Origin of the sequence: Proteus genomosp. 4 str. ATCC 51469 (assembly GCF_003144375.1) — a bacterium.
Lineage (GTDB): Bacteria > Pseudomonadota > Gammaproteobacteria > Enterobacterales > Enterobacteriaceae > Proteus.
Genome location: NZ_PENV01000019.1, coordinates 17,751 through 33,108, shown reverse-complemented (window position 1 = coordinate 33,108; position 15,358 = coordinate 17,751). Strand labels below are relative to the sequence as shown.

The following is a 15,358-nucleotide window of genomic DNA, read 5'->3' as shown; positions in this document are numbered from 1 at the left end:
CTGAACTTTAGTTTGAATCATCTTTTTCTAATAATCATTTTATGTTTAATAAAATACAGAATAAAAGGCAATTTTTGCGAGAAGAATCGCACTATTAAAGTGCGATTTACATTTTCACGACGTAAATATTACTTCGCTATTAAAGAGTTATAATTTTCTATCAAATATTTATATTCATTTGAAATCGTATTTATGCTACTTGATATATCTTTATTCTCATTGAGTTTTTTCTCTAACACTTTTAACTCAATAACAAGTTGTTGGTATAATTCTAAATATTTTTTAACTGAATAATCAGAACCTTTCATATTTTCTTTATTCAGCAATGCTTCGTCACCAAATACTTTTTCTAATTCAATTGATTGAGCTTCAATTTTGGTAATTGCAGCAGAGAGTGCAGCCACATCTATTTTATCTGGGTTCATTGAATCAAGTGTGTTGGTTACTGTATCCAGCGATTGCATAATTTGATAGCGAACAACCAGACCTTCTTTTTTTACTAATTCAAGCTCTTCAATATGCATTGCTTGATAATAGTTTTCATATGCATCAGCAGCTTTTTCTTTCTCATCGATTAGTTTGGCATAAGCATTTTTCACTTCTTCATACAAATTACTGGCTTGAGCAAAATCATCTAAACGATAAGTCTCTTTTACAACCAGATAATCACCCAGCTTTAGCAGTTTTTCATATAAATCAACATAACTTTCACCATAAGCATTACCTACAGCATCTAATTCTGGAAGTGTGGGAGGAAGCGTTTTCATAAATTCAAAAGATTCTTTAGCACGCTCTGCTCCTGAAGCACTCAAATGCATAGAGAAAGCGCTTCTAACAGGCATTATCGCACTACTCGCTTTCATTTTTTTTATTTGGTCTGTTTCAGTTTCGAATATTTTGAAAGGTGTTAAATCAATGCTTTCACCATTATCAGAACTTAAACTTGTTAAAACTGTTTTCGTATTATCTAAAAGATTAACGTTAATTGTGCCTGAAATTCTGCCCGTTTTTTTCTGTATAATGGTGCCAAAATCTTCGTTAAACGTCGCTAACCACAAATTACCTTTTTCAATTTTTTGACTAAACTGAACTTCATCAGATTGAGTATTTTTTGAATCAGGTTGAGATTGTGTTGTTTGCTCTGTTTTATTTTTATCTTGCGAGGCTGTTCCTGTATTCGAATTTTCATTTGAATTATCACAACCTACTGCTGATATTAATAAAAGGCTTATTATTGATGCTAATATGCTCTTTCTCATAATCCCTCATTATATTATTAAGTAATTAACTCGCTATAGACTATAATGAGTTTAATAATCAATGACTATTATTTATTAAATTAATTTCAAGCAACATAACAATACTCTTAATAAGAGTATTAACCTTTGATTAACGACGTATATTCACTTAAACATAATATTATATATTTATAAGTGTTTTTTTAAAATTTTATAGATATCTATATTAACTATTTTCAATTCCTTCTTTTAACGCCTGAGCAATAAGCTTTAATATAAAATCCATAAAGTAGGTACTATCACTCTGTTTATCAACCTCACCTAATACTCGATAATAATCATCTTGATGTTGCTGGATAAGTGTTTCAACTGGCAACCAAACTAACCCTGTACGTCATTTACTTAAAATAACAGATTGCCATAATCACCCCATTCGCCCAATTCAAAGTGTAGCTAGGCGACCAGTAAATGAGTCGCTAGGTGTGAGTTCGGTCGGTGAATGAAGACCTTGTTTATCGGGAAGGTTAATCTGATTAACCCAACATAAGCATAAATGATGACGTTGACCAAAAAACAGTTTATCAATACACTGTCGCTGCCACTTATATTACCCATCCCCCACCTGATGTTCACGCTGCTGATAAAGGATTACGAACAATTCTAAGCACCAATAAATGGGGGCTGGCTAAGCTGCTTGACCGTGAATTACTTCCGATCCTCTTCAAGTACAATAGATTTTATTAGCAGAAACGGATTCGATGAATAATGCCGCTGTGAGTACTGCGACATTATGAGGCTGCTAGTTCTGCCAGTCATTTAAAACAGGAGGGAGGAAAGGAGACTCATGGGATGTATACTCAAACAAGCTGCTCCTTGCGTCATTTCAAGCCTGAATGATTTCCTCCGAACCATGCATCTTCCTTAATGTGTTTATGATGTGATCATATACCCTTATTCATTCAAACCGCAGGTTCGTTGGCTGCGCTCAGCCTGCAGCTTGAATTACATTAGGTATATATACCGGATTAAAATATCAATTAAGTAAGGTAAGTATTGTATTTTGAATAAATAACTTTTTAAGATTTTTAGTATTGGAAGACATATTGAGAATAACGCAACATGCAGAAATTTAAAGGGAAATGCGAAGGTTTATCGGTGCCGGTTAAATAACCGGCACCAGGGAAATTAACGCCAGCGTTCTGTCGCCCAAGCGACCTGCTGTTTTGCGTCGTGGAAAGTCCAGGCCACGAAGCGACTGATTTTTTGCCCCTGCGCCATTTCAATGGTACGGACTTCGGCCGCACCCACCAGCTTCAACGCGTGATAAATCGAAGGCAAGGTAGTGTTTTTAGAAATCAACGAGGTGAACCACAGGCAGTTTTGCGCCAAGCTAACGCTCTCCTCTACCATTTTACGCACAAAGGCTTCTTCACCGCCTTCACACCATAGCTCTTTATTTTTGCCACCAAAGTTCTGTACCGGCTTGTCGGCTACCTCGCCTTTACCCAGCTTGTGCAGTTTGCGGCGGGTGCTGGCTTGCGCTTCCTGTTCAGAGCTGTGAAACGGTGGATTACACAGTGTGGCATCAAATTTCTCCGCCACGCCGATGATGCCGTTCAAAATAAATTCGGGTTGTTTTTGTAAACGTAGGCGCACTCTGTTTCTCAGTGTCGGATTCATCTCCACGATCATTTTGGCCGTATTGAGCGATACCGGATCAATCTCCGAACCGGTAAAACGCCAGCCGTATTCACACAGGCCAATAATCGGATAAATACAGTTGGCGCCAACACCCACATCAAGGATCGCCACGCCTTTACCGCGAGGGAACTCACCACCGTTGCTGGTCGCCAGCAGGTCGGCCAGATGGTGTAAATAGTCGGCACGCCCGGGGATCGGCGGGCACAGATAATTGGCGGGAATATCCCAGTGTTCAATGCCATAAAAATGTTGCAGCAACGCACGGTTGAGCATTTTAACCGCCGCAGGATCGGCAAAATCTACCGAGATGTCGCCCCAGGCATTCGGCTTGACGAACGGCTCCAGTGCAGGGCAACTGGCGATCAGCGCCGGAAAATCATAGCGTGAGCGATGACGGTTACGCGGGTGCAAGCCGCTTTTCTGCTGTAGGAAGGTTTTCTTTTTTTCCACCGTGAAGGGCTCTCTTAAAGGTATTTCTGACGCGTACGATACCATATACCCTATAGCTTTCAAATTGCAGCTAACAGCTCAGGATGAAACCGTATTAAGCCTGCATTCAGAGTTTATGCCGGAATGCCCTGCTCTTTATACCCAACGTCATTCAAGATGCAGGAAGGCAGCAAGGGAAGATAGACAGGGAACGACCCGGCTGGCTAGGTACGGCCAACGAACCTGCAGTTTGAATGAATAAGGATATATACCATCCGTTTTAAGCAATAAACTGCTTAGATGTAAGATTCAATAAGCTGATTTGACCAAATTGAATACATTAACGCCAAACATGGAACAACTAACACAAAATGTAAATCGTCCAACTAATAATATCTGCACATAATTGGATTATATTCCATTATTAAAGTGTCCTGTTTGATTAAAGCAGATCATTGTTCTTGTTTTTTATATTGCTTTTTTTCTTTTATCTCAGTCACGGGGCATCAGCCTAATTGGGCGTAACTGGGTTACTATAACGGTAGAAAAATGTCTTAATGCCTGTTGCGCCACAAAATACACGTAACCTGTATTCTCACTCGTATCAGCCCTAACTTTACTATTCGGTTTCATGGTCTCATTTTGCTGGCTACTTTTGGCTCATAGGTGCTACCTTGTTTAGTGCTGACTATAAGATAATTAAAACAACAGACTGAAACCTTGTGATATGATCACACAATGCTTGTGAAATAAAACGACATTCAGTGTAACAATTGATTTTCACAAATAAACCAAAATTCAATACGTTAAGACAGACAACAACATGACTGACATTCAACACTTAGACTCCCACACACCAATGATGCAGCAGTATCTGAAAATTAAAGCAGAGCATCCTGAAATCTTACTGTTCTATCGTATGGGTGACTTTTATGAACTGTTTTTTGACGATGCTAAAAAAGCCTCTCGCTTATTAGATATTTCATTAACAAAACGAGGTCAGTCTGCGGGGCAACCTATTCCAATGGCAGGAGTTCCCCATCATGCCGTTGAAAATTATCTCGCTAAATTAGTGCAATTAGGTGAGTCTGTCGCTATTTGTGAGCAAATTGGTGATCCTGCGACAAGCAAAGGTCCCGTTGAACGCAAAGTTATTCGTATTGTGACACCAGGTACTGTCACTGATGAAGCCTTACTTGAAGAACGCCAAGACAACCTTTTAGCCGCTATTTGGCAAGATAAAAATGGCGCATTTGGTTATGCTACATTAGATATCACATCAGGACGTTTTCGAGTTACTGAAATGCCTGATAGTGAAAGCATGATTGCTGAATTACAACGTACCCATCCAGCTGAATTACTTTATCCAGAAACCTTTGAATCAATGGTATTGATTGAGCGCCAGCAAGGCTTGCGTCGTCGCCCTATTTGGGAATTTGAACCTGAAACAGCAAAACAACAGCTCAATCTACAATTTGGTACTCGCGATTTAACAGGTTTTGGTGTTGAGAATGCACATCTCGCGCTCTGCGCTGCTGGGTGTTTATTGCAATATGTGAAAGATACACAACGTACCTCTCTACCTCATATCCGTAGCATTACCATGGAACGTCCTCAAGATTCGATTATTTTAGATGCAGCAACTCGTCGCAATCTTGAATTAACACAAAATCTTGCAGGTGGTACTGATAACACACTGGCATCTGTACTTGACCTTTGTGTTACCCCTATGGGAAGCCGTATGCTAAAACGTTGGATACACACACCATTACGCCAACGTGAACAACTTATTAAACGTCAAGACGCAATTAGCGCATTGCAGCCTCTCTATTTTGAGTTACAACCTTTTTTACGTCAAATCGGCGATTTAGAACGTGTATTAGCACGTTTAGCGCTACGTTCAGCACGCCCTCGTGATCTATCTCGTATGCGTCATGCTTTTCAGCAATATCATGATATTCATCAAGTGCTTGAACAAGCTGATATGCCTTACATTAAAGAATTACAAAAACGTATTAGCCAGTTCGATGAATTATGTGAACTACTTGAACAAGCTATTGTTGAAACACCGCCAGTATTAGTACGTGACGGTGGTGTTATTGCCTCTGGTTATAATGCTGAATTAGATGAATGGCGAGCATTAGCCGATGGCGCAAGTGATTACCTTGATAAACTTGAAATTCGTGAACGTGAAAAATGGGGTATTGATACCCTTAAAGTTGGCTTTAATGGTGTACATGGTTATTACATTCAAGTCAGTCGCGGACAAAGCAACTTAGTGCCTATGCATTATGTTCGCCGTCAAACATTGAAAAATGCAGAACGTTATATCATTCCTGAGCTAAAAGAGTATGAAGATAAAGTCCTGACTTCGAAAGGTAAGGCGCTGGCAATTGAAAAAATGCTCTATGAAGAAATTTTTGAAAAATTATTGCCACACCTTACTGCATTACAAATCAGTGCAGAAGCTTTAGCTGAAACAGACGTTCTCTCTAACCTTGCAGAGCGCGCTGAATCATTAAATTATACTCGCCCAGAATTAAGTGAAAAAACAGGTATTCAAATCTCAGGGGGACGTCACCCTGTTGTTGAACAAGTTCTTAGTGAACCTTTTATTTCTAACCCATTACAATTGGCACCTCAACGCCGCTTATTAATCATTACTGGCCCGAATATGGGTGGTAAAAGTACTTACATGCGACAAGCTGCATTAATTACTTTACTTGCCTATATAGGTAGCTTTGTTCCCGCAGAAAAGGCATTAATTGGCCCTGTTGACCGTATCTTTACCCGCGTGGGGGCTTCTGATGATCTTGCTTCTGGTCGCTCTACCTTTATGGTGGAAATGACCGAAACAGCCAATATTTTGCACAATGCGACTGAAAACAGCTTGGTTCTAATGGATGAAATTGGTCGAGGTACATCAACTTATGACGGGTTATCTTTAGCTTGGGCTTGTGCTGAAAACTTAGCTAATCGCATTAAAGCAATGACACTCTTTGCGACCCACTATTTTGAATTAACCACATTACCTGAAAAACTTGAGGGTACTGCAAACATTCACTTAGATGCTGTCGAACATGGTGACACCATTGCCTTTATGCATAGCGTTCAAGAAGGTGCCGCAAGTAAAAGTTATGGTTTGGCTGTAGCCGCACTAGCGGGTGTTCCTAAAGAGGTTATTCGTCGAGCCAAACAGAAGTTAAAAGAGCTCGAAATGCTATCTGGTCACTCTGGCTCTGGTCATGTTGAAACGTCACAATTGATGTTATTAACAGAGGCTGAACCTTCTGCGATTGAATTAGCTTTAGATAAAATCGATCCTGATGCTCTAACACCACGACAAGCTTTAGAACAACTTTATCGATTAAAAGAGATGTCCAAATAGGACATAAAAATCAAATCAATGATCAAAAATGGCGCAGTGTTTATCTTCACTGCGCCATTTTTATAACAGTCTTTCTATTTCTATCACAGTTAATTACGCTATTTCACTTATGTGATTCGCTGTTATATCGTTTTTTATTTTTGTCATTATCTTTTGAGACTGCATTTTTAAGCTAGAATAATCAGAGATAAAGACCACTTCAATTGATTGAAGCATGACTATATTTCAGTCGCTCACCCAATAACAATAAAGTGTCATCATCACTATAGTTGTCAAATAAACGAATAAATGAAGATAACGCAGGATTAAACATCATATCGTCAGTAATTTTCTCATAAGAAGTATAATTTTTTGTTTTTAATGAAAAAACCAATGTAACTCTATCATCATTACGACCTTTAGTTAAAATCAAGTCATTATTACTTATCATCAAATCATTTAGATATTTATAACCACTTTCATAGAAAGTTTCTATATTTCCATCAACTTGGCGCTGAACAACAGAATAGAGATCACGAGAAGCATGTTGAGCAATAAAATAGATATCACCTTTGTCATTTTGAGCAACTTCTTTTACGCGCACAGGAAGCCAACGTGTTTTTGTCACTTCTTTATTAACTAAATTTAATGTAATTTCTAATGTATTTGTTGTGTAATGATGATTATAAAAAATAACGAGAGAATCACCCGATAAAGCATAATGGAATTGTGTAAACTCACCAAAATCTTCTGCATAATACTGCTTAACGAGTTCTTCTGTATTAATGGAATATTCCCAACTCTCTCCCTCATCTAAACTTGTCATTATCGTTTTATTGTCAACTAATACTAATTGCGATGTCGCCTCTGAATATAATAATTTTCCTCCAATAAGTGCTAAAGGAAAACGGTAATAGCCATTATTACTCTCTTGCCAAGGAATTAAATCATCAAGCATAAACTTAGCTAAGTTCACCACTTGCCGTCCTTGCTCTGTAAATAAAACACACTTTTCAGAAATACAATAGGCGTTATAAAAACTCCCTTGCCCCTGAGACATAAAACGAGTGCCTTCTTTGCCAGAAAAATAAAGTGTATATTTTCTCTGGTTATCTTGCCTATAGAGTCGGCCATAAAGATCAACATCATATCGCCCTTGATCTGATTCTGTTTTAATTAAGATACCACTTGGCGCATTAAACGTATTACGCCAATCATAACGAGAATAAGGATAGGAAGATAAATCCGCGTCTTTTTCATTTTTCCATTGCCACTTAGAAGCAAAACCGTGAAAAAGTACGCCATAAAAAAGGAATAGGCTTAAAATAAATAAACCAGTGATGATAATGAAGGGTTTACGGAAAAAAGGATTCATTGGCTTAACTCCGTAACATAAAGCGGCTTTTTATTTTCAACACATTGCTGTTGAAGCAAAAAATAGGTTTGAAAGCTACAATTTCCCTTTTGTGATAGTAAAATATAAAGATTCGAAAATAAGGCAATTAAAAAAGCAAATCCTGTCATTATTGAACCGTAGATGATCCCCAGACCTAAAAAAGTATCACCAACAAAAAACCAGTCCCATTTATCCCAATAATTGCCATTATCGTAAACATCTGAAATAGAAAAAATGGCGAACAACGAGAAAATAAAGGTGCTGATTAGTCCTGTAATTAACAACGATAATCGTTTAGTTCGCTGGTGTCCAAGGTACAGCTGTCCTGAAATTGAATAAGCACCATTATCAGTATGATTATAAACACCTAAGACAACAGGCCCAGAGTTGTTATCTTCTGCTTGCCAAAAGAACAATTCAACATCATCACCATCAGTCAAAAATAAATTATGATCAGAATAAAATAAACGTTCTTTATAACTAAATATAAAAGGATGTTTATCAATCTGACAAGATATTTGCATCACCACATTCTCTGCATTGCGGGAGTGTATTTTAATTTTATCAACATGATGGAGTTTTATTTTCCCTCGTACTCGTTGCACTTTACTTTGTTTGATATGAAAGGTTGGGTTTTTACGTGTTATATGCTTTAACAGTGGTATTGTTTTTATTTCGGGAATAATCAGTTGTTCACCATCTGGAGCAATAATATCTTGTTTAGCCATTACTTTATCCAGCGCTTTGATTCTTTTTTTATGCTTAGGTCTAATACGCTGAAAAAAACGATAGGCTTTTTCTCCGATATAACTCACTCCAGCCATTACAGCACCAAATGAAATAACCATGGAAATAATGATAAAGAAATTAGCCTCTAGATAAAGCAGAGAATAATAATTCCACCCACTCCCAATTACAGTAAGAACAAAAGCAAGCAATAACCATTTTTTCTGTTTAGTGGTAAGTGTAAAGGTTCTTTCTGGCTCAAGCCTTCCTTTGCAATCATGATAAATCCATTGTACCCATAAACTGCCGTCATTAAGCAATTCGGCACAAATTTTAAGTTCATCACCTTGTTTTAAACGTTTCAGAAAATCTTGAGAGTGAGTGAAATCATCTTCATTGAGATAAAACACTTTGCCTGATGCTATTAATCTCACCATTCCTTTCGGTGAGGTTTTATTTTGGTCAAAATGGCAACTCTCTAATTTGACGTTTAAAAAATAATCTTTCATATCTTCCTTTATCTCTTTTACCCGATTTACGAGATGCAACATCACACGCTTGTTTTATCTTGTTAAATCACATAATACAAGATAAAGAAAAGCCGACTAGCAACTCACTAATCGGCTTTGGTAATAACGCTGTAGACAGAAATAAAGGCTAGTTATGCTTTGAAAAGAGCTTCAATACATAACCCCTGACTTTGCAGAATGTCTTTTAGTCGACGTAATCCTTCAACTTGAATTTGACGAACTCTTTCTCTTGTCAGACCAATTTCTCTACCAACATCTTCTAAAGTTTCAGCCTCGTAGCCTAATAATCCAAAACGGCGTGCTAATACTTCACGTTGCTTAGGATTTAATTCAAATAACCACTTTATGATATTTTCCTTGAGGTTATTATTTTGAATTGTCGCCTCAGGCCCTTCTTCATTTTCGTCAGAGATAATATCGAGTAAGGCTTTATCTGAATCGCCCCCAATTGGGGTATCAACAGAAGTAATACGTTCATTTAAACGCAACATCTTACTCACATCTTCAACTGGTTTATCAAGTGTTTGCGCAATTTCTTCAACACTAGGCTCATGATCAAGCTTGTGTGCTAGTTCTCTCGCAGTTCTTAAATAAACATTCAGCTCTTTAACGATATGAATAGGCAGACGAATGGTACGAGTTTGATTCATAATGGCACGTTCTATGGTTTGACGTATCCACCATGTCGCATAAGTTGAAAAACGAAAACCTTTTTCAGGATCGAATTTTTCAACTGCACGGATCAGTCCCAAATTCCCTTCTTCAATCAAATCAAGCAGGGCAAGACCTCTGTTTGTATAACGACGAGATATCTTAACAACTAAACGAAGATTACTTTCTATCATTCGTTGTCTTGAAGGAATGTCGCCACGTAACGCTCTACGGGCAAAAAAAACTTCTTCCTCAGCGGTCAGCAACGGAGAATAACCAATTTCTCCTAAATAAAGCTGAGTTGCATCGAGCGCACGCTGATTGACTCCTTCAATAAGTTCAATTTCGTCTTGAGCATCAGACTCATTTTCTGCTTCTTTTGCAGCAACTTCATCGAACTCTTCCATGTTCTCTTCAATTTCATCTGTATATAACTCGTCTACTCTTAGCGTACTTTGGCTCATCAGCTGCTCCTACCCTTGATAATTTAGGTAAACGACGTTTGATATTAAAGTCTATTTACCAGTTTATCGCTGTGTCACGACACAACGGGTTTACTGATTTTCCCTTGTAACGAATTACAAAATAAAAGATAACATAATCTATTTTACTGTTAATTTTATCTTTCTTTATTCAATATATAACTTAGCTATTGAGTGCAGGTTATTAACAGTTTTTTTATTATATTTACGTATATTTATCTATACGTAAAATTACTTCATTTAATGCGCTAGCTGTAACTATTTGTATCTAAAAAAATAAATAAAAATCCAGAATAATAAAGTAATACCAAATAATTTTTATTATTTACTATTATTAAAAAGATAATCTAATAAAGAAAACACCCTTTCAAACAAGGGGTTATTTTATAGTTCATCCTTTAGCAATGACGAATCTTTATTCATTTTTTATATAACATTTTTTAGCATACGCATTCATTGGTTGAGAATCAACCGTCTAATTTAACGTTATCTATAATTTTATATCGACCTCTCATTTTTACTTATCTTTAATTAAGCAGTTTTACTTAGTTAAAATGTATTTTGTTTCAATATTTTAATTAATTACAGATAACAAAAAGCCCTCTCTTTGTTATAAAAGAGAGGGCTTAACTTTAGGATTATTCACAATACGAGTTAAAAATCACTTATTTATTTTTTAGGTAAATAGCTCATTGGGTTGAGTGATTTTTCTTTATAACGGATCTCAAAGTGAAGTCGGACAGAGCTTGTTCCTGAACTACCCATCGTCGCAATCTGCTGACCTGCATTCACATTTTGTTGCTCACGCACCAAAATGGTATCGTTATGCGCATATGCACTGAGATATTCATCATTATGCTTAATGATAACAAGGTTACCATAACCACGTAATGCGCTACCGGCATAAACCACTTTACCAGCCGCCGTTGCAACTATTGGAGAGCCTTTAGTACCACCAATATCGATACCTTTATTGCCTCCTGGTGCACTTGAATAACTTTCGATTATCTTACCTTGTGCTGGCCAAATCCATTTACCAGAAACCGCTGTTGGTGCCGGTGTTGCTGCCGTTGTGGTATTCGTGTTGGTAGTTGGTGGCGGAGTCGTTGTTTTCGGTGTTGTTGTTGCCGGTTTAGTGATCAATGGCCCCATTGATGTGTTATTTGTCGGTTTCGTTTGAGCTGTTTGAACACCAGCACTACTTGGTTGATTGATAACGGATGTGTTCACATTTGTATTGGTTCCCGTATTGACTTGACGGTTACCGATATTCAGCACCTGCCCCACATTTAAACTGTAAGGCTCTGGAATATTATTCATTGATGCCAGCTCTTTTACATCGCTATCTGTTATCCACGCGATATAGAACATGGTATCTCCACGTTTTACTGTATAGGTATTACCGCTGTAATTCCCTTTAGGAATACTGTCATAATTACGGTTATACACAATGCGACCAGTACCATCTGTACTCACATTTTGAGTCGCTACTGATGTTTGTGGACGAGGCTGATTTTGGGGCTGATGTGTGCCTCCATTAGATGAAGCACTATTCACCTTAATTGAAGGAGGAGGTGACGATTGTAAAGGGGTCGTTCTTTCAACCGGTGTCGCATTACTGTTAGTCATCACAGGCGCAGTTGAAACCGTGTTATTTGAAGAGCTATCATTTACAGAGGTAATGGGTGCAGGACGATATGGTGTGTCTGCACAGCCTGTTAATGCAAATCCAATTACCGAACACATGATTGCCCAGCGGACATGCTTAATTGGGCTTTCTGAATTCATACTTCCTTCTCCCTTTAAAAAGGCATTAGCGTCTAGCAATTTGTCGAGTTAAACAAAAAGACTGCAATTTTTTGAAAATGTTTCATTTATTAGTGCAGATTACGACAAGCTATTAAAAAGCAGTAATAAAAAGCGGTCAGATTTATCTGGAAGTTATGCTAACTCACCTGAAATTAAAGGAACAAACCTAACTGCTTCTATAGATTGATAGTGAAAATCATTACCTAAACGTCGGATAAACTTCAGTATTTGTTGCTGTTCGCCTACAGGTATTATCATCCTGCCACCATCAGCTAATTGCATCAATAACTGTTGTGGTACTTCTGTTGCACATGCTGTCACTATTATGGCATTAAAAGGCGCTTTTGATGACCACCCTTCCCATCCATCACCATGACGTGTAGAAATATTATGTAAATCAAGATGCTTAAAACGTCGTTTAGCTTGCCATTGCAATATCTTTATACGCTCAACAGAGCTGACATGATGGACTAAATTTGCTAAAACGGCCGTTTGATACCCTGATCCTGTTCCAATTTCTAAAACAGAATCTGTACTTTGTAATTCTAGTAGCGTTGTCATTTTAGCAACAATATAAGGTTGTGAAATAGTTTGGCCATTACCAATAGGTAAAGCCGTATTTTCATAAGCCTTATGAGAGAGCGCTTCGTCAATAAAGAGCTCTCTGGGTACTTTACTCATTGCTTCCAGCAGGCTTTCATCCTTGATACCATGCTGCTTTAACATTGTCAGTAAGTCTTTCATTGACCGACTTAACATGTTTTTTTGACCTCTGCTTTATTTAACCAATTTTGTAGTAAATCTAGTGCCTTATATGCTGTTAAATCGACATGTAAAGGTGTAATCGACACATAACCTTCGTCAACAGCAGCAAAATCTGTATCAGGGCCTACATCGTTTTTTTCGCCTGGAGGCCCAATCCAATAAAGGCTATTCCCTCTAGGATCAGTGTGAGTATAAACGTGCTGTGAAGCATGACGACTCCCACAACGTGTGATACGAAACCCTTTTACTTCATTTAGTGGAATATCTGGCACATTAATATTGAGAATATTCCCGGCTCTTAAAGGCACTTGTTGTAACATTGCCAGCACGTCACAAGTTACTTGAGCCGCTGTCTCAAAGTGCGTTTCACCGTCTAATGAGACAGCAATCGCAGGTAAACCTAAAAAACGCCCTTCCGTTGCTGCAGCCACAGTACCTGAATAAATAACATCATCACCTAAATTAGGGCCATGATTAATACCAGAAACCACAATATCAGGACGAGGACGCACTAAATGATTTACACCAAGATAAACACAATCTGTTGGTGTTCCTTCAACAATAGCGATATCGCCATTTTCCAGCTCTTGCTTGCGTAATGGCCGATCAATAGTTAAAGAGTTAGAGGCAGCACTACGATTACGATCAGGTGCAACAATTTGTACATCATAGCGCTGGCGTAATGCTTTAGCGAGGGTCTGTATCCCTTTCGCCATCACACCATCGTCATTACTCACCAATATTTTCAGCATCATCATTCCCTAATAAAATTAATTCGCGTACAACGCTAGTTGCAAAGCTTCCTGCGGGTAAAAAGAATGACAGAGAAACAGTGGTGTCGTCTACCCAATTCCATGACATATTTTCTGGTAACACATTGATAGCACGCCTTGTATTATCAACACGCTCTTGTCGGGCCAATGACCATAATGTTTCATATTCTGCCAGATTTTCAGTTTCAAAATCCAATGCTTGTGCTTGTGTACCTAAGTCACCCTTGCCTGGTAAAGGTGCGGTAATATGAACATCATGTTCTTCATAGCGAGTTTGTGTTGAAGTGAGTTCAGCTTCATCGACAACAAACCAACTGCCTCGTCCATGAAGTTGCATTGCATCACCGAGTATTACTTTCGAATATAAATCACACTCTAATCTTTTACTGACAAGATGATTGAACATGGCACTGCGTGCTGCTGAAAGATAAAAACTGCGTTTACCACGCTCTTTAACACGAATTTCATCGGTTGCCCAACGCATTGCTTGACGTAAGTTTTCACCATTACGCCCAAATCGTTGAATACCAAAATAGTTGGGAATACCTTTAGCTTTAATTTGAGCTAATCGTGCATCAACAAAGGTACGGTCTGAAATTTCTCTCAACACCAATGTAAAGTGATTACCTTTTAGTGTTCCTATACGTAATTTACGTTGTTGGCGAGTTGTTTCTAAAATTTCACAACCTTCTAAAATAAACTGGCTGAAGTCGGGCATCTCTTTACCCGGCATACGCAGACAAAACCATTGTTCAGTGACAGCATTTCTGTCTTTTAGTCCAGCATAGCTTGCATCTTTAGGGTGAATCCCCACAAATTTTGCCAGTTTTTCAGCAACAAAAGCGGTGTTACATCCTGTTTTCCTGACTTTCACCATGACATGCTCACCTTCACCATCAAGGGTGAAGCCAAGATCTTCACAGACAATAAAATCTTCAGGAATTGACTTCAATAAACCTGTTGCTTGTGGTTTTCCATGTAACCAATGGAGTTCTGGTAATTCACTCATTCAGGTAATGACTCTTTTATTAATAAAACAACCGCTTCACAGGCAATACCTTCTTTTCTACCCACAAATCCAAGTTTTTCAGTTGTTGTTGCTTTCACATTAATATCATCAATATGACAATGAAGATCTTCTGCAATATTGACACGCATTTGTGGTGTATGAGGTAACATTTTAGGAGCTTGAGCAATAATAGTGACATCCAAGTTACCAATTCGGTAACCTTTGGCTCTTACGCGTGAAAATGCTTCACGAAGTAATACTCGACTATCAGCACCTTTATATGCCGGATCAGTATCAGGGAACAATGTACCAATATCACCCATTGCCACTGCGCCTAAAATAGCGTCAGTTACCGCATGTAATACAACATCACCATCAGAGTGAGCTAATAAGCCTTGTTCATAAGGAACTCTGACGCCGCCAATAATAATAGGACCTTCACCACCAAATTTATGTACGTCGTAACCGTGTCCAATTCTCAT

The 15,358-nt window shown here is 38.1% G+C and carries 12 protein-coding genes; 1 reads left to right on the top strand and 11 read right to left on the bottom strand.

Annotated elements, in window-relative coordinates:
* Positions 1–128 precede the first annotated feature (128 nt).
* The 3 genes from DK866_RS16390 to rlmF all read right to left on the bottom strand — a co-directional run bounded on the left by DK866_RS16390 (position 129) and on the right by rlmF (position 3,389).
* Entirely contained in the window at positions 129–1,259 is a 1,131-nt protein-coding gene (locus tag DK866_RS16390; RefSeq protein ID WP_109409759.1) for a DUF3829 domain-containing protein, read from the bottom strand.
* Between the two features lie 205 nt (positions 1,260–1,464).
* Positions 1,465–1,614: a hypothetical protein gene (locus DK866_RS19875; RefSeq protein WP_162557023.1), complete on the bottom strand. Its 150-nt coding sequence runs from the start codon at positions 1,612–1,614 to the stop codon at positions 1,465–1,467.
* A gap of 809 nt (positions 1,615–2,423) precedes the next feature.
* Positions 2,424–3,389, bottom strand: coding sequence for a 23S rRNA (adenine(1618)-N(6))-methyltransferase RlmF (rlmF, locus tag DK866_RS16385; RefSeq protein ID WP_167395496.1), 966 nt, complete (start codon positions 3,387–3,389; stop codon positions 2,424–2,426).
* Between the two features lie 802 nt (positions 3,390–4,191).
* Between rlmF and mutS the strand changes: the two genes are divergently transcribed.
* The gene (gene mutS, locus DK866_RS16375) at positions 4,192–6,756 is read left to right on the top strand and encodes a DNA mismatch repair protein MutS (protein ID WP_109409757.1); all 2,565 of its coding nucleotides are present in this window, start codon (positions 4,192–4,194) and stop codon (positions 6,754–6,756) included.
* Between the two features lie 199 nt (positions 6,757–6,955).
* Here the strand turns inward: mutS and DK866_RS16370 are convergent, their stop codons facing one another.
* The 8 genes from DK866_RS16370 to ispF form a co-directional block, all read right to left on the bottom strand.
* On the bottom strand, positions 6,956–8,110 hold the full coding sequence (locus tag DK866_RS16370) for a hypothetical protein (RefSeq protein ID WP_109409756.1): 1,155 nt from the start codon (positions 8,108–8,110) through the stop codon (positions 6,956–6,958).
* A complete protein-coding gene (locus tag DK866_RS16365) occupies positions 8,107–9,366 on the bottom strand; it encodes a hypothetical protein (protein WP_109409755.1) in 1,260 nt (419 codons plus the stop codon). Before DK866_RS16365 ends, DK866_RS16370 begins: the two co-directional genes overlap by 4 nt.
* Before the next feature lie 152 nt (positions 9,367–9,518).
* Positions 9,519–10,502, bottom strand: coding sequence for an RNA polymerase sigma factor RpoS (gene rpoS / locus DK866_RS16360; RefSeq protein WP_023582671.1), 984 nt, complete (start codon positions 10,500–10,502; stop codon positions 9,519–9,521).
* Between the two features lie 687 nt (positions 10,503–11,189).
* Positions 11,190–12,308 (bottom strand): murein hydrolase activator NlpD, encoded by a 1,119-nt coding sequence (gene nlpD, locus DK866_RS16355; protein WP_109409754.1) that lies wholly within the window; start codon positions 12,306–12,308, stop codon positions 11,190–11,192.
* 153 nt (positions 12,309–12,461) lie between these two features.
* On the bottom strand, positions 12,462–13,088 hold the full coding sequence (locus DK866_RS16350) for a protein-L-isoaspartate(D-aspartate) O-methyltransferase (protein ID WP_072070178.1): 627 nt from the start codon (positions 13,086–13,088) through the stop codon (positions 12,462–12,464).
* Positions 13,082–13,846, bottom strand: a complete 765-nt coding sequence (surE, locus tag DK866_RS16345) for a 5'/3'-nucleotidase SurE (RefSeq protein ID WP_109409753.1) — start codon at positions 13,844–13,846, stop codon at positions 13,082–13,084. The genes DK866_RS16350 and surE overlap by 7 nt, the downstream gene beginning before the upstream one ends.
* Entirely contained in the window at positions 13,824–14,876 is a 1,053-nt protein-coding gene (gene truD / locus DK866_RS16340) for a tRNA pseudouridine(13) synthase TruD (protein WP_109409752.1), read from the bottom strand. The genes surE and truD overlap by 23 nt, the downstream gene beginning before the upstream one ends.
* On the bottom strand, positions 14,873–15,358 hold the full coding sequence (ispF, locus tag DK866_RS16335) for a 2-C-methyl-D-erythritol 2,4-cyclodiphosphate synthase (RefSeq protein WP_109409751.1): 486 nt from the start codon (positions 15,356–15,358) through the stop codon (positions 14,873–14,875). Before ispF ends, truD begins: the two co-directional genes overlap by 4 nt.